Source organism: Pseudanabaena sp. BC1403 (genome assembly GCF_002914585.1).
GTDB lineage: Bacteria > Cyanobacteriota > Cyanobacteriia > Pseudanabaenales > Pseudanabaenaceae > Pseudanabaena.
Genome location: NZ_PDDM01000039.1, coordinates 1 through 16,447 on the forward strand (window position 1 = coordinate 1; position 16,447 = coordinate 16,447).

The following is a 16,447-nucleotide window of genomic DNA, read 5'->3' on the forward strand; positions in this document are numbered from 1 at the left end:
CTATGCTGTAAGCTGCTGTCATTTTCGTTTCTTTTTCTGTCTCTTCTGTTTCAATTTTATGTCCTATCTTAACCTTACTTTGCTATATCTCTGATTTGATTCCCGTTAAGATTTAAGGAAGTCAAATTGGTCAAACTTGCGAGAGCCTTAATATCAGAGATTTGATTGCCTCCGAGATAGAGTTCAGTTAGTTTAGTCAAATTGCCAAGTGGTTTAATATCTCTGATTGCACTCAAAGCGATCGCAAGTTTCGTCAAATTGGTCAAAGCAGCAATGGGATTAACATCACTGATTTGATATCCGCTTAAATCGAGGGTAGGTAGAGTATTAAGATTTTTATCAGCTAATTTACAATCTTGTGTCCCAGACTTTTCAAGCAACACTTTGATCGTATACTTAGTCTCTATTGAAAGAGAATCTTTTTGTAAACACCATTGCTCAAAACTTTGATGATTAGTTTGATCTGCTTTTGCTTGTGGAACTTGAAATGATAGGAGCAATGTAGTGACCGAGAAAATACTAAAGCACCAAAATGATTTCATGGTAGTTTTGACTGTGTTTCTGTGTAAACGCATTAAAAATATACTCCTAAATCTGTTTTTGGATAGAAGGGGGTAGGGTTGCCTCGATGAGCCAGCCCTAAAGATGAATTGTTTGGATGGAGAGAATTCTCCTATGATTGCACTGCTGCGATATCAGCAGAAGATTCATCAGCTATGTTCGGCGCGACATCAGTTACTGATTTAATTTACTCCTATAGAAAAGTCTGTTAAATTAGTCAAGCTCTCAAGAGATTTAAAATCAATAATTTTATTATTGAGAAGATTAAGTTTTGTCAAACTAGTCAAACTCGCAAGAGGCTTAACCTCAATGATTTGATTATCTTGCAGATAGAGTTCAATCAACTTAGTCATACCTGTAAGTGGTTTGATATCACTGATTTTGTTCTGAGAGAGAGAGAGTATATTCAAATTAGTCAAACCTGTAAGGGGTTCGGCATCACTGATTTTGTTCCCAGAGAGAACTAGTATATTCAAATTAGTCAAATTCGATAGAGGTTTGACATCACTAATTTTATTGACAAAGAGATAGAGTCTCGTCAAATTAGTCAAATTTGACAACGGACTCACATCACTGATTTGATTTTCACCGAGATATAGCCAATTTAACTTAGTCATACCTGCAAGAGGCTTGACATCACTGATTTTATTAATGCCTAGAGAGATCTCAGTCAAATTAGTCATACCTGCAAGGGGTTTAAGATCAGTGATTTGATTGTTGTAGATATTTAGAAAATTCAACTTAGTCATACCTGCAAGAGGCTTGACATCGCTGATTTTATTAATGCCGATATAAAGTCTTGTCAGCTTAGTCATACCTGCAAGGGGGGTAACATCGCTGATTTTATTTGCGCCAAGATAGAGTTCTGTCAGTGATATCAAACCTGTAAGCGGGCTCACATCGGTGATTTGATTTTCGCCGAGATAGAGATTTGTCAACTTAGTCAAACCTGTAAGTGGTTTAACATCAGTAATTTGATTGTTGCCAAGATAGAGACTTGCCAACTTAGTCAAACCTGTAAGTGGTTTGACATCACTGATTTGATTGTTGGAGAGAAATAGAAAATTCAACTTAGTCAAACCTGTAAGTGGTTTGACATCACTGATTTGATTGTTGGAGAGAAAGAGGCTCGTCAAGTTAATTAAACCTGCAATCGGCTTGACATCACTAATTTGATTTTTTTGGGCAAGAAGCGCCTCCAAGTTAGTCAAACCCTCAAGTGGCTTGACATCACTAATTTTATTCTCGTCAAGATCAAGGTAAATCAACTTACTCAAACCTGCAAGTGGCTTGACATCACTAATTTGATTGCGACTAAGATCGAGAAAAATCAAATTAGTTAGTCCCACTAAAGCCTTAACATCACTGATTTGATTTTTCCCAAGATTTAGATGAGTCAAATTAGGTGAATTTGCAAGAGGATTAGTATTAATGATTTGGTTGTCAGCGAGAAAAAGCCTATTCAACTTAGTCAAACTTGCAAGGGGCTTGACATCGCTGATGCGATTACTGCTAAGATCAAGCGCCGTTAGACTATTGAGTTTCGTATCAGCTAATTTGCAGTCTTGTGTGCCAGCTTTTTTGAGCAATACCTCAACTGTTTTCTTGGTCTCGTCTGGAAGCGAATCTTTTTGTAAACACCACTGCTCAAAGCTTTGATTATCTGCTGGGAGTGCTTCTACATTTGGAACTTGAAATGATAGGAGCAATGTAGTGATCGAGAAAATACCAAGAGGCAAAAATAATTTCATGCTAGTTTTGACTATTTTTCTGTATAAATTTATAAAAAAAGACAACACTTTAATCAATACTTCGGACAATTTTTTTAACGAGTCACTGAATACTCAACTCATTTGTGACAAATCGACGAATTAACTCTGCTCCACCTCCAATCATGTGATCGGGTTTCCAACTGTCAAAATATCTTCTGTCGGCTTGAGCGGACAACCACAGGAAATGTGGTTGTCCTAAAAAGGAAAGGACGCTCATTAACATTCAAAAAATTAGGACTTATGCAAAAATGACTCAAAACCTTCATTACGTCCTAGGGGCAACTCATAAATTGCCCTTACATTTCGTTGTTTTGCGTAAGTCCTAAAAATCAGATCGGCACTGGCTCTAAACTATAGACAAAACACTACAAACCCGATCCTTTTCTTTTTAGAAACTATCTACATCTATCTATCCACCAAACCACACTTAGGCATATCAAACATTAATGGCAACTTTCCCCCGCACTTTCCTCTCTTCGAGGTGGCGAATTGCCATCGGCACATCGCTCAGACTGTACGTGCGATCAATAAAAGGAACAATTTTTTCAGCTTCAATCAAATCCCGTAAAATAGCCAAATCCGATTGATTGGGTTTAGCAGTTACAAACTTTACTTTGCGATGCATTATTCTCGAAATCAAAGAACTGAAAAACATCACTTGGAACAATCTGCCAATAGAACCACCAACGAGAATATAGGTTCCCCCAGTCTTCAATATTGCTTTGTAGTCGAATACTGATCGATAGGCGGCAGCATCCAAGATGAGGTCGTATTGCTGTCCATTTTTTGTGACATCTATTTGGGTGTAATCGATGATGTGGTCTGCGCTGATCGCTTTCATCATCTCCATTTTGTTTGTACTACATACCGCAGTCACCTCTGCCCCGAAGGCTTTAGCAATCTGCACTGCAAAAGACCCTACGCCGCCCGATGCACCATTGATCAATACCTGTTGACCAGATTGAATTTCCCCACAGTCTCGCAGTCCCTGAAGTGCTGTAAGAGCAGCAGTAGGAACGGTTGCAGCTTGCTCATATGAGGTGTTAGTCGGCTTGAGCGCCAATGCTGATGCGATCACACAGACATACTCTGCAAATGCGCCAAAACCACACTCTGAAAGATCACCAAATACCTCATCACCCACCTGAAACTCGGTAACGTTCTTGCCAATAGCTTCCACTTGTCCAGCGATATCTACGCCGAGGATTTGGATTTTAGGCTTGAGGAAGCCCCCAAATATTAGGCGAATAAAGAATGGATCTCCACGCATCAGATGCCAGTCGCCAGCATTGACGGAGGAAGCGCGAATTTTTACCAGCACTTTATTATCTGCTACTACGGGCTTGTCAACTTCTTTCAGACTCAATACATCTGGTGAACCATATTCAGTCTGGACGATCGCTTTCATTTTGTCATTCCGTAGGTGATTCCCTTCAAAAATAGGGAGAGGATTTGATGTTGTCATAGCTTTTTTCTCAACATTTGGCAGACACTGATATTAATTTTCTAAAGTCAAGCTACAGAATTTATCGGGCTTACAGTGTAAGTTATACTTACACTGTAAGCCCGATAACCTAAATTTGTCAAGATGAAAAATGGATCAATACAAAAGTTGTGAAGTGGTGAAAGTGAGAAATTCAAATGTCATGCCCCAAAGCCCCTTAAGTCGCGAGTGGATCTTGCTTGAGATGCATTAGAATGAGCAAAATAATACACATTAATAATGTTAGGACTTACGCAAAACAGCCAAAACTAGGGGCAATTCATGAATTGCCCCTACGCTATAATCAGGGTTTCAAGTCTTTTTGCGTAAGTCCTAAATGTGTATTCACAACTATGTATCAACGCATTAACATCACATTTTAGGATTGATAGAGTTGTAGAGTTAATTAGGATTAAGTTAATCTCTTGCCATGACCTTAATGTTTGCAAAATCTGCGCCTGTGCTTGTTCCCTTCCATGACGAACGGAATGTGGATTGTAATAGTTTCTGAATAAAAATAGAGCAGCTAATCTGTCAAGTTTTCTTCCGAGAAGTAAGGGGATCAGAAGGAACGATAATTTCTGCTAGAGCAGGGATAAGTTCATAATCATCCTGAAAAGCATAATGTTGCTGGCTCAGGTCTTTGTGGTAATCACTCTCATATTGGCGGTCAAGGGCGATCGCTTTCTTATAATAAGCATCAATAAGACCAGAATCCTTAGGGGTAAGAGCAGCATAACCAACGGCTAGATTATAGTAACTAGGGGCATATTGGGGATTCTTTTCCTTGGTGCGCCCGAAGTAGAAAATTGCTCGTCCATAATCTTTCTTTCCTTCAGCGTAAACAATACCAAGGTTGGTGTAGGCATCAAGGTAATTATTATCAAGGGTAATCGCTTGGGTGAAGTCGGCGATCGCTTGATCGTAGTTTTTCATGCGGTAATGGACGATGCCCCGTTGGAAATAGGCAAGGGCGTTAGTTGGGTCGATGTTCGTAGCAGCAGTATAGTCAGCGATCGCCTGTTGGTAGTTTTTGGTATTGTCAATCGCTGCACCCGTGAGGGCATTAACCGTATTTACTGCGTAATCAGATGCCGTAGAGTCATAGTCATAGTAAGCCCGACCACGGTTGAGGTAAGCCATCACAAATAACGGACTGAGTTTGATAGCTTTCGTATAGTCGGCGATCGCCAATTCATTGCCCCTAAAACTCTGAATTAGTAGCCCCCGATTGTAATAGGAAAGCGCATAATTCGGATTAATCTTGATAGCTTCTAAAAATACCGATGACGCTTGAGCAATCGGTAATTGATCTCTTTGAACTATCCCCAAATTGTTATAAAACATGGCTAACAAAGGCGATTGGGGATCAGACACTAAAGCATGTGCGATCGCTGCCTCAAATGAAACCAATGCTTCCTTAGGATTGTTGGCGCGATAATAGCTGACTCCCTGATTAAAATGGGAGATTGCGTGATTTGGTTTTAGGCGAATCACTTGTTTATAATCGGCGATCGCTTCTTGATAGCGCTTCAAATCGTAATAGCGATTACCTCGGGCAAAATAAGCTTTTAAGTTGTTAGGATTAGCTGCAATTTGCCGACTGTAGCCCTCAATGGTTTTGTCTGAACGTTGGGGCAGATATAAGTTGGGCAATGGAAGCGTAAGAGATGGTGGTATCTTCGGAAAAGGCACTAACTTAGGTTCTGGTATAGGCTCGAACTTGGGAAATGGAAGCGTAAAAGAAGATGAGGGAATTGGCACAGGTTGATATTGAGGACGGCATTGGCGATCGCCCAAATAATCATTCACTTTGTGATGGTAAATCCGTCGTCCATTCTCAAAGATAGATAGAGATGTCCAAGGCTCACGGGTTTGGGGACCACTGGTAGCAATCTGATAGGTGTTAATACGTTCCGTTGCTTTGTAAATCGTTATTGGGGGCTGCTGTGAGACTTCAATGATCCCTCGTGGCACAGTTAATGTTTCCTTGGTACTACGAGATTGACCCACGTAATAATATTCTGTTGGCACATAACAGCCAGTGCTTTGATCCAGATAACCTCGACTACAAATTGCTGCAAAATATTCTGGTGTTGTCAATGCCACTTGGGTGGTCATTTGGCGATTACTACAAAGCACAGAGCGATCATTAGCCTGAACTGGCGACGGTGCTATTCCCCATAATATTCCTGCCCCAAGCCCAATCATTCCCAAATGGGCGATCATATTTTTGTTTAATAGCATCATTGGTAGAATACCTTTTCTTAAATTTACCTAAACAAATCTGTAATTTGACAGCGATTTAAACCAATCAATTAAAATAGATAGAAAGCGATCAATTCGGACAACCATCGAGCATTTGGTGATAAATCTGCTTTCCATTCTGAAGGATTGAAAAAGTGCGCCAACAAGGCTCCTCATAGAGATACCTTCGCTCATTTCTGAAAATGAAGTTAGTATTCAAACCTTCATTGGTCTCAATTCGATAAGTATTCTGTCCTTCAGTTACTTGGAAGGTTATGATCCTCTTGGCTTCATTGATAGAACGAGTCGCATTAGATATTTTTTTGATTTCCCCATTTTGACGAGATTGACTGACATAGTAGTATTCCCCCGCAAAAACCATCTCACCAGTTACATCATCCCAGTTGTGATAAACATTACTGTTACAGAAAATGGCAGCAAATTCCTTTGTGAGAATGGCAACTTCTCGTTGGTCTCCTTCATTCTGCCCGCAGGTCACAGAACCTTGGCGAAATTCTTTGCCATTAACTTCTATCACTTTGTCATAGGTAGCTCGACTTTTGTCAGGTTGCTTGCTATAAAAATACTGATCGGATAGCTTTCGATAGCTCTCAGCCAGCTTGTCATAGGCATAAATATGCGTGGGATCGAGGGCGATCGCTCGGGTATATTCGGCGATCGCCCGATCATAATCTTGCTGCTTTAAATAGGTATTGCCTTGCTGGTAATAGGCTTCTGCATCATTACTCCTCTGTGCAACAGATCCTTTTAGATGGGCTTTTCTTTCCTTTCCCCATGAGGTTTCTAAACCTTGGCTCTGCGTCAGACCCCAAGTAATTTCTGGCAATAACAAATTGCCAATACCTGTCGAAAGTATAGCTATTAGAATAAGCAACCAATCAAAACTCCAGCAATTTTGTACTGACCAGACTCGTTCTAAAGCACTCGAAAGGAGTAATTTTTTTTGTTTAATTGTAAACATCTTTTAACTTTAAAAAATATATGACAGCTTAGGTGCAGGGCAGGCGATAAAAAGCATCATTGACTTTACGATGATAAATACGTTTGCCGTTGTCAAAATGGCTAAAGCTTCCCGTAACATTTCTGTAAGCTTCTGTGAGCGATCTTGCTGGGCGAGAACACCATACTTTCCATCATTACATCGGTAGCCAATCAAATTGAGATGTACTTACAGTGTAAGCTATACTTATCTTGTTAAGTGCAGCTCATAACCTAAATTTATCAAGATGAAAAATGGATCGATACAAAAATTGTGAAGTCGAGCAACTCAAATGTCATACCCCAAATCCCGTTGAGTCGCGAACGGATCTTACTTGCGGCAATGCGTCTGGCTGACGATGGCGGGATTGAATCACTCTCAATGCGAAAGTTAGCTCAAAATCTGGGTGTTCAGGCGATGTCACTATATAATCATGTAGCAAACAAAGACGACATATTAGATGGTATCGTCGATTTGGTGGTAAGCGAAATCGAAGTACCCGATCTTGGCATTGATTGGAAGACGGCAATGCACCGACGGGCGAATTCAGCACATGAGGTACTGTTGCGTCACCCTTGGGTGACGATGCCGATCGTCTCGCGCATTAATGTGGGCCCAGCAATGTTGCGCTATATAGATGCGACATTGGGCTGTCTATGCGAAGCGGGCTTTTCATACGAGATAGCCGATCGAGCTTGGAATGCGATCGATAGTCACATCTATGGATTTACGCTTCAGAAGTTAAACTTTCCGATCAATGAGGCAGAATATGTTAAAACAGCCAAGGAATATATTCCGAATATCCCTGCTGACAAATACCCCTACATGAATCGACTGACGCACTACCTGATCGACGGACATTATGATGGCATTGCAGACTTTAATTTTGGTCTGGAATTAATTCTCAATGGTCTCGAAAAGCTTCTAAATAAAGCCTAACTGAATTAAGCGGCAGAAATAACTTTCAATCTCAACCAAAATATTAAAACTTCGTCCACTCCAAAGATTTGTTATGCCTTGACCGCCTATCAGTTTTTAGTTTTGGCGATTAATTTTCTCTATGAAGGCGCTCTACTTTAGTTAAATAACCGTAGGATTATCTCTAATGCTAATACTCAGAATACTTTTACAATTTCGTGGTTTACCGAAAAAATGGTAAATGTATTGACTTGCTAGAGATGCGATTGCCTATAACAACCTTGCTACAATAAGCACAACTCACATTGATCAAATCATAGCCAATGCAAATCATCTTAGAAGTCCCCGATCGCCTCGGCGAAAAAATACAACAACTAGGCGATCAACTCACTGAAACCCTAGATCGCCTAATTCAAGACATTCCCACTACATCATCAAGCTAATGAAACTTCCCAACGGGGACAGAGCTGAACTGGGAGATAAACTCGAACGCTACTGTCTAAACTATGAACATCAGAAAGGTAAACATAAAGCCCTACTTTTTGAAAAACGTCTTGGTATTACCATCGCTAATAAGGAACTTCTAGAACTGTCTCTAAAAGAAGCTGCCATCGAAGGCGAAGCAGAACTTTACAAGGTAGATCAATATGGCACTCACTACGATCTCGCATTTGAACTTCATACTGATGTTGGTGAATCACTAATTCTGAGTTGTTGGATTATCAAAATTACTGAAGACTTTCCACGCCTTACGAATACTTACCCTATTGATTAGAAAAACAACTATGAACGAAATCCAAGAATATGACCTTGTTGCTTTAACCGAAGATGCGATTGCTACGCATAAAGTCACTCACAAGCAAATCCTACTGAGACGAGGACAAATGGGAACAGTTTTAATGTCCTTTGATGACAAAGCATTCCTAATCGACTTTACCGATAAAAAAGGCAATACCTTCGCTATGGAAACAATCGAACCTGTCAAGCTATTACGCCTTATCAATGAACCTGAATTAGTCTATTCATGACTATTCCCAACCTATGACCTTCACATCAGTCCTAGAGAACATATCTAGATCAACCATCGCCACAAAAATAGGCGAGAAACTCAAAACAGCCAAAAGCCTATCCCTATCAGGACTATCACGCTTAGGCAAAGGACTGATTAGCACTCACCTATGCCAACAACAAACTAAACCATTACTCATCATCACCGCCACAGTTGAAGAAGCCACCCGATGGGCTTTACAACTCCAGTCAATGTCATGGCGCGTCTATCTATATCAACCCCTTGATACATTTCCCTACGAATCCGCCCAAATCGATTTAGAAACTGCTTGGACAAGGATTGAGATACTAGCGGAACTACTTGCCAAACCACAGTCTAATTTAGCGATCGCTACCACCATTAACTCGCTACAGCCCCATCTACCATCCACTCAAGTCTTCCAAAAACATAGCATCTATCTCAATATCGGCGATTCGCAATCGGTTAAATTACTAGCTTCTGCTCTGGCAAGATTGGGATATGAAGAAGTCAAAGAAGTAAAGGAATCAAAACAATGGAGCCGCAAAGGATTTAGTTTTGAAGTATTTCCAGTGAATCGAAATCAACCCGTGCGCCTAAGCTGTAATCGCGGCACTGTCGAGAAAATCAGAGAGTTTGACCCCACCAATCCTAAAAGCTTCACTGATCTATCCAGCATCGCGATCGCTCCTGTCGATTTGGATGAGTTGGTTTCTGCTCACAAAGCTACATTACTGCATTACTTACCCAAGAATTTCATTGTTGCCATTGATGAACCCGAACAATGTCAGAGCTATGGCGATCGCTGGTACGAAGCTGCGGATGATCTTTATCAAAATCAATCGCAAGCCAATACACCGAAACTGCATTGGGACTTTGCTCAGTGCATGACTGAGGCGAAGAAGTTTCAAATGCTTCAACTTAGCGAGCGATCGCTTAAACCCAAAGCCAATATTTTTGATTTTGCTACTGCTTCTATTCCGATATTTCCCCATCAGTTTGACCAGATTGCAGCGCTGATTCGTGAATATCTCAAATCGGAATATCAAGTCACGCTGATTTCGGCTCAACCTTTGCGTGTGGCAACTTTACTCAAGGAGTATGACTGCATTGCTAACTTTGTCAGTGATTCTGATGATTTACAGTCTATTGCGCGGATTCAGAAAGCTGGTAAACCCGTCATTTTGAAATATTCGGGACTGACGGAGATGCAAGGTTTTGTTTTGCCTAGTTGTAATCTAGCTCTCTTGACCGATCGCGAATTATTCGGACAGCAATTACTAGCCTCGCCAACCTTTGTCCATCCCTCACACATAACTTCTGCTAAGTCAGTTAATCCTGACGAGCTAAATGTGGGTGATTATGTCGTGCATCGTAAGTATGGGATTGGTAAATTTACACGCTTTGAAACCATTGAAGTGAAGGGAGAAAAGCAACCGCATTACATCGTTGAGTTTGCTGATGGTAAAACTGCGGTGGCGATCTCGCCAGAAAATGAGAAGATTCTCTCCCGCTATCGTAGTGCTTCTAACAAGCCTCCTAAGTTACATAGCATCACCAACACAAAGGTGTGGGATAACACTCTCAGCAAATGCCAAAAGGAGATTTACAAGTTAGCGAGGGATTTACTACAACTCTATGTCCGCCGCGCTAATTTAGTCGGCTATGCTTTTCCAACCGATACCGATTGGCAACAGGAGATGGAGGATTCTTTTCCCTATCAACTGACACCAGATCAGATCAAAGCTGTGCAAGATGTGAAGCAAGACATGGAAAGCGATCGCCCGATGGATCGGTTGGTGTGCGGTGATGTCGGCTTTGGTAAAACGGAGGTGGCGGTGAGAGCAATTTTTAAGGCGATTTGTGCGGGTAAACAAGTGGCTCTGTTAGCTCCCACAACGATTCTGGCGCAGCAGCATTTTCATACGCTCCAAACTCGGTTTGCGGCTTATCCTTTTACTGTAGAGATCGTGAATCGGTTTCGCCCTGCGAAGGAGCGCAAGCAGGTGTTAGAAAAGGTTGCAGATGGTAATGTACAGGTCATTGTCGGTACGCATCAACTGTTGTCTAAGGATGTTGAGTTTTACGATTTGGGCTTACTGGTGATTGATGAAGAGCAACGTTTTGGGACTTTGCAGAAGGAGAAGATCAAGGCGATGAAGGGGAACGTGGATTTATTGACTCTGAGTGCAACACCGATTCCGCGTACTCTCTATGCGGCGCTTTCGGGAGTACGCGAAATGAGTGTGATTGCCACTCCTCCTCCCTCAAGGCGATCGATTCAAACCCATTTGTCTGCTTACGATGCGTCACTTGTGAAAACCGCGATTCGTCATGAGTTAGATCGTGGTGGTCAGGTGTTTTATGTTGTGCCGCGCATTGAGGGGATTGAGGCGATCGCTGTTTCTTTGCAGGTGATGTTACCGAATGTGAGATTGGCGATCGCGCATGGGCAGATGCAGGAGTCAGAGTTAGAGGCGGCGATGGTTGCTTTTAATAACAATGAGGCAGATATTCTCCTCTGTACGACGATTATTGAGTCAGGGTTGGATATCCCGCGTGTGAATACGATTGTGATTGAGGATGCTCATAAGTTGGGTTTAGCGCAACTGTATCAATTGCGTGGTCGCGTTGGTCGGGCGGGAATTCAGGCTCATGCTTATTTGCTGTATCCGCCTAATCTTGAGTTGACAGATTCAGCGAAGAGAAGATTGGATGCGATTCAGGAGTTTAGTCAGCTTGGTTCGGGCTATCAACTGGCGATGCGCGATATGGAGATTCGCGGGTTGGGGGATCTCTTGGGTGAAGAGCAGTCGGGGCAGGCGGATGTGATTGGCTTTGCGCTCTATATGGATTTACTTCAGGAATATATTAATGAGTTACGGGGAAAGATTTTGCCTGAAGTTGCCGATACTGAGCTTCAGTTGCCGCGTTTGGTGGCTTTTATTCCTGATACCTATATGGCGGACAATGAGACGAAGATTAATGCTTATTTGACTTTGGCGAAGGTGAAGTCGAAGGAGGAGATTCTCAAGTTGGCTGCGGTTTGGGAGGGGCTGTATGGGGCTTTGCCTGAAGAAACGCAGGTATTGCTCAGAGTGATGGAACTGAAGCTGGTGGCGCGTCAGGTTGGGGTGTTTCGCATTTATGCATCAGAGAATGGGCGCGATCTGTTTCTGGACTCGAAGCTTACGGATTCACTTTGGGAGTTACTTCATGCCAAGATCCCGATTGAGTTCTATTATCGCTTCTCTTTCGAGAAGGGGAGAATTAAGATTACGAGTTTGGCGCTCCTGCCTGGGGATAAGCAGGTGCATTTCTTGATTGAGTGGTTGGGCTTTTTTTTGAAGTGAGCTTTAGGCGATCGCACAACAACTCGATTAATGTATCAAGCATAACCCAGTCGAATTTTTATGTAGTAATATGGTTGTAATAGTCAATAACTTGCTATCTAAATAGCACTCAGACATATCTAACCTAGATAACACTCTCCAAAAATAATGCAAAAAACAACAGACTTTCCTAATGATCAAGTAGGCGCATCGCGTTCTAAAATTCTTGATTCCTATCTTGAAACAATTGAAGATAGTTTTCGAGAAAATCGTTCCCAACTCAAACTCATCAATTATGGAACAGGATCAGGAAAGACTCATCAGTTATTTCAAGCAATATGCACAACAATTAGAGAAAATCTAGATAGTCAGATAATTGGTGTGTATGTTGCTCCACTAAGAGAGCATTTGCATATTCCACATTCTATTTTAATGCAATATCCAGATATTCCCGTATACAAACTAAATTCATTAGAAATGAAAATGACGGATGAACATGTCAAATCATATAAAAAATGGATACCTTCAATACTTAAAGACAAAAAAATCTGGAATGTCGATTCAAAAGTGTATCCAAACGAAAAGGTTCAAGAAAACAAGCAAAAACTTAAAAGAATAGACGGAGTAATAAGCAGACTTGAGTACATCAAAAAAGCTGGTTTCGGAGATGAAGATTTTAATAAATCTGAAACTACAAGAGCAATACGCGAACTAAATAGCCTAATTGAAGGTTTTTTGGAATTTATTATTAAATGTCAATTGGATCAAGCGAGTTGGTCAGAGGAATGCTTAAACTTAACTGAAATATTTTTTCCTCTCCACCTTTTGAGAGAAAAGTCAGGGATTTTGATGCTCACATATGATAAATTTGAAACTTCTATTCCGTATTTCACCCACAACGGTAAAACTTGGGTAAAGAAAAGCAACTTTCTTGATCAATACGTTATTCAGCCCACAAATAAATCTAGGAAGTTCATAATTGCTTTTGATGAACAGGAAGATGGATATCAAATTATCCTAGACAAGAAGATAGATATCATCTCTCCGCAAAAGCTGGCAATCAATAATGCGCTCTCTTCTATTAACAGAGAGTTTTCTATTCTCTTTTCTAAACTAAACGAAGAAAATAGAGAATTCTTAGCTTTTATCGATAAAAATAAGGGAGCCTTTGATGAATTTCAAGATCATTTCGAGAAAGATAAAGCTATAGAGCAAAAACTACAAAAGTTCGCTCAAACGTATCAAAGACTAACTTATGAGGAAGGGAACTCTATTAATTTCCTGAAGCAGGTAGTCAAGATTGATAAGGGGCTTGAAAAATCAGTAGAGGATATTATTGAAATTTTTAAGCATTATAACGAGGAGAACTCTATTGCATTGGATTTTAAAATGCTATCTAGGGTTTTATCAAAATTTGAAAACAATAGAAGCCTGTTAATTCCTGAGAAACTTTACAACCAAATCAGTAATGATTTAATGAACATTTTTTCATACAACAATCTGTATGTTTACAATATTGACGTTTTGAAAAAATTGTTTTTAAGCAAAACATCAGGTGGTCATGTACTTATAAGTGAAGAAGAAACTTCAGACAAAACTTCCTTAGCAGAATTAATTTATTCCATTCTAGCTGTCCGATCGCAGGTTAAACCGATTAAAGATATTCTCGCTAATGTCCTAAGTGCAGATGATTCTCAATCACGCTCTTTAGATATTTGGTCAGAACAAATAGAGAAAACACAAAAAGCAAATGAAGAAAATAAATCTCAAAATCAAATACTCAAATATTTAAACCGCACCTATGTCTATGAAAGTTATAAATCTATCATAAATATCAAAGAAATTTCTCGCTATCAAAACTCTAAAAATAATTTGATTGATCATCGACTTAGAGAAGTTTCTATTGGGAGTACAGCTATATTAACTTCACCTGAACATAAGATAAATTCGATGCTAAGTAAGAATGGCAACGTTATTTTTCTCATTTCAGCTACAGGGGGAATTAAAGGAGATTTAAGCACAAGTTACGATATGCGTTATTTAGAAGATAGGTTGCGTAATGAATTTGGGCAAAGTTCTTTTAAAACAATGATCGAGAAAGAAATTAAACTTTGTGAGAATATCAGAGATGACCGTAAGGATAAACGACAGATTACAGTAGGCTTTTTTAGTAAAGATTCATCATCTTTCCCCAACAAAAATACCCAAGAAGTAGCTGATCGATTTGAGAAACTTATTTTAGAAGGTGTTGTAGAGTCTTTTAAGGGTGATAAGACTTGGTTTAGCATATATAAACAGCAAGAACTAAGTGGTTTTATTCGTTTCTTGTTTTATCTTTTTGAAGATGAAGAAATTCAAGAGACAATTGCTTTTACTCAAACACTAGGCTGGATTAGAAAATTAATCCGTCACTGTGAGGTAATTCGTCACAATCATTTTAAATTTGAGGCATCATCAGATCATCCAAACATATATTTTGTTAGCCTAAAGCATCCCAAATATCAAAGTAATATTTCTGTTAAACTAGTTTTATATGAAGCATTATTCAATAGTTTGTATACAAATAAATTAAATCAGAAAACATATTTAGATGAACTTGTTGAAGAAGAAGGACAGAAAATATTCTTCATATCGGCTTATGAGTCAGCTTCAAAGGGGTTAAATCCTATCATAAGAAATAAAAATGGTGATGAAAAAGATTTTGATTCTTTGGTTTTATTAATGGATAGTTACTACACAGTAATGAAATCTAAGTCAAATGATTCGGGAGAATCTATGACACGATATCACTTTGCATTAATGAAGAGCATTGTGAATTTAGGAGATTCTAGTCTTGAAATAAAAGATTTTAACAAATACTTGAGTCAACCAGAAGCTGCGGCATTTAGAGAACAGCAACATCAGATTTTATTAGGAAAAGGAGTTTTGCAAGCTATTGGCAGATCTGAGAGACGAGACTTCTCAAACCAAGTAATCAAAATTTTTATAAATGAAGAAACTCAAAAGAATTTAGTGAGCTTCTACAGATACTTGGAACAGGAAGAAGAGAATGAAATTCGTAAGTTTTCCGTTAACAACCATAGTGTTTACTTAAGCGTTAAAGAGGAAGAGAAGAAAAGATCGATTATTGATTACGAAGATCATGTCTACAATGAAATTGATGCTTATCGAGATTTACAGACATTTAGAGAAAAAATGTTGAATGAAATTGATAAGTTTCATCAAGATAAAGATAGTTTCGCAATCACTAAGGCATGGGAAGCGCTTCGTGATCCAGTTGTTTTTGAAGATCCAGATAAGTATCTTAGCAAGTTAAGAGAGTCAGGGCTATTTCCTGCTGAATTTATTGAATCATTGTTCTATCACAATACAGAACAACCTGAATTTATGCCCCATTTAGCTTCAGTAGAGGAAGATGGCAAAAAATTTCAGATTATTAGCGACAGTATCAATGGAGATAAAATCTATCCTTATCTTAAGCGATTATATCCTGAATATTTAAAAATAAATGCTCAAGATGATGATTTAGAAGGTAGTGAAATTAGATCCCTCGATTCTTCGACAGACTCAATTTACAAGCTATATAATGAGTTGATTCCTCAGCCAGATATTTTTAACACTTATATTCCACGTCCACAATTTTTTTATGATGTGTTATATCCATCCCTAGCCGAAAATTTTGTAGAACGTTGGATTCAGAATGTATTTTTCAAGGGGAAAGCTTGGAAAGACATAAAAACCAATCATGGTTTTGAGCCACTGCTAGATTTCAAAAGATACAACAAGCTTTATGAGCAGTTTGATTTATACTATGTTAAGAACAATGCACTATTTTGTATTGATGTTAAAGCATGGAGTATCGCTTCGGGAAATAACTTGTCAAGCAAGACATTAGAAAAAGCTCAAAATAAGCTAAATGCTATTGCTTCAGATTATTCAGAATTTGGCACAGTGAAAGGCTTACTTCTAAATTTACACGCAACCCAAGAGAAAAACCAGCAATACTCACCCACATTGTTTTCTGGAAGTTTGATTTGTTTTGACAATCATAATTTTCCAGTTGAGTCCAGTATCCTCAAAGATTTTTTATTCCACAAGGAGAAATAG

Annotated in this window: 11 protein-coding genes; 5 read left to right on the forward strand and 6 right to left on the reverse strand. The window is 39.4% G+C overall.

The features are described 5' to 3' along the window. Window positions 1–74: 74 nt before the first annotated feature. From CQ839_RS22715 to CQ839_RS22735, 6 genes are all read right to left on the reverse strand, one after another. The gene (locus CQ839_RS22715; protein WP_181016305.1) at window positions 75–542 is read right to left on the reverse strand and encodes a leucine-rich repeat domain-containing protein; all 468 of its coding nucleotides are present in this window, start codon (window positions 540–542) and stop codon (window positions 75–77) included. A gap of 201 nt (window positions 543–743) precedes the next feature. Next, window positions 744–2,312 (reverse strand): leucine-rich repeat domain-containing protein, encoded by a 1,569-nt coding sequence (locus CQ839_RS22720; protein ID WP_146048792.1) that lies wholly within the window; start codon window positions 2,310–2,312, stop codon window positions 744–746. Window positions 2,313–2,394: 82 nt separating this feature from the next. Further along, window positions 2,395–2,550: a hypothetical protein gene (locus CQ839_RS25320; RefSeq protein ID WP_181016306.1), complete on the reverse strand. Its 156-nt coding sequence runs from the start codon at window positions 2,548–2,550 to the stop codon at window positions 2,395–2,397. Window positions 2,551–2,769: 219 nt separating this feature from the next. Beyond that, window positions 2,770–3,798 (reverse strand): NAD(P)-dependent alcohol dehydrogenase, encoded by a 1,029-nt coding sequence (locus CQ839_RS22725; RefSeq protein ID WP_258040843.1) that lies wholly within the window; start codon window positions 3,796–3,798, stop codon window positions 2,770–2,772. A gap of 552 nt (window positions 3,799–4,350) precedes the next feature. Further along, a complete protein-coding gene (locus CQ839_RS22730) occupies window positions 4,351–6,066 on the reverse strand; it encodes a tetratricopeptide repeat protein (protein WP_103670585.1) in 1,716 nt (571 codons plus the stop codon). An 88-nt stretch (window positions 6,067–6,154) separates the two neighbouring features. After that, window positions 6,155–7,045, reverse strand: coding sequence for a c-type cytochrome biogenesis protein (locus tag CQ839_RS22735; protein WP_103670586.1), 891 nt, complete (start codon window positions 7,043–7,045; stop codon window positions 6,155–6,157). Between the two features lie 288 nt (window positions 7,046–7,333). On the opposite strand from CQ839_RS22735, the gene CQ839_RS22740 reads away from it, so the two are divergent. From CQ839_RS22740 to CQ839_RS22760, 5 genes are all read left to right on the forward strand, one after another. Next, complete coding sequence (locus CQ839_RS22740; protein ID WP_374937757.1) at window positions 7,334–8,002, forward strand: TetR/AcrR family transcriptional regulator C-terminal domain-containing protein; 669 nt, start codon at window positions 7,334–7,336, stop codon at window positions 8,000–8,002. Window positions 8,003–8,423: 421 nt separating this feature from the next. Then, on the forward strand, window positions 8,424–8,756 hold the full coding sequence (locus tag CQ839_RS22745) for a DUF6883 domain-containing protein (protein WP_103670587.1): 333 nt from the start codon (window positions 8,424–8,426) through the stop codon (window positions 8,754–8,756). Window positions 8,757–8,766: 10 nt separating this feature from the next. After that, window positions 8,767–9,009, forward strand: coding sequence for a DUF4926 domain-containing protein (locus tag CQ839_RS22750; protein WP_103670588.1), 243 nt, complete (start codon window positions 8,767–8,769; stop codon window positions 9,007–9,009). A 13-nt stretch (window positions 9,010–9,022) separates the two neighbouring features. After that, the gene (gene mfd, locus CQ839_RS22755) at window positions 9,023–12,361 is read left to right on the forward strand and encodes a transcription-repair coupling factor (RefSeq protein WP_103670589.1); all 3,339 of its coding nucleotides are present in this window, start codon (window positions 9,023–9,025) and stop codon (window positions 12,359–12,361) included. Between the two features lie 147 nt (window positions 12,362–12,508). After that, entirely contained in the window at window positions 12,509–16,447 is a 3,939-nt protein-coding gene (locus tag CQ839_RS22760; protein ID WP_103670590.1) for a hypothetical protein, read from the forward strand.

Excerpts from the sequence above, each read along its gene's own strand:
- CQ839_RS22715 (WP_181016305.1), bottom strand. The coding sequence starts at position 542 with ATGAAATCATTTTGGTGCTTTAGTATTTTCTCGGTCACTACATTGCTC.
- CQ839_RS22720 (WP_146048792.1), bottom strand. The coding sequence starts at position 2,312 with ATGAAATTATTTTTGCCTCTTGGTATTTTCTCGATCACTACATTGCTC.
- CQ839_RS25320 (WP_181016306.1), bottom strand. The coding sequence starts at position 2,550 with ATGAGCGTCCTTTCCTTTTTAGGACAACCACATTTCCTGTGGTTGTCC.
- CQ839_RS22725 (WP_258040843.1), bottom strand. The coding sequence starts at position 3,798 with ATGACAACATCAAATCCTCTCCCTATTTTTGAAGGGAATCACCTACGG.
- CQ839_RS22730 (WP_103670585.1), bottom strand. The coding sequence starts at position 6,066 with ATGATGCTATTAAACAAAAATATGATCGCCCATTTGGGAATGATTGGG.
- CQ839_RS22735 (WP_103670586.1), bottom strand. The coding sequence starts at position 7,045 with ATGTTTACAATTAAACAAAAAAAATTACTCCTTTCGAGTGCTTTAGAA.
- CQ839_RS22745 (WP_103670587.1), top strand. The coding sequence starts at position 8,424 with ATGAAACTTCCCAACGGGGACAGAGCTGAACTGGGAGATAAACTCGAA.
- CQ839_RS22750 (WP_103670588.1), top strand. The coding sequence starts at position 8,767 with ATGAACGAAATCCAAGAATATGACCTTGTTGCTTTAACCGAAGATGCG.
- mfd (WP_103670589.1), top strand. The coding sequence starts at position 9,023 with ATGACCTTCACATCAGTCCTAGAGAACATATCTAGATCAACCATCGCC.
- CQ839_RS22760 (WP_103670590.1), top strand. The coding sequence starts at position 12,509 with ATGCAAAAAACAACAGACTTTCCTAATGATCAAGTAGGCGCATCGCGT.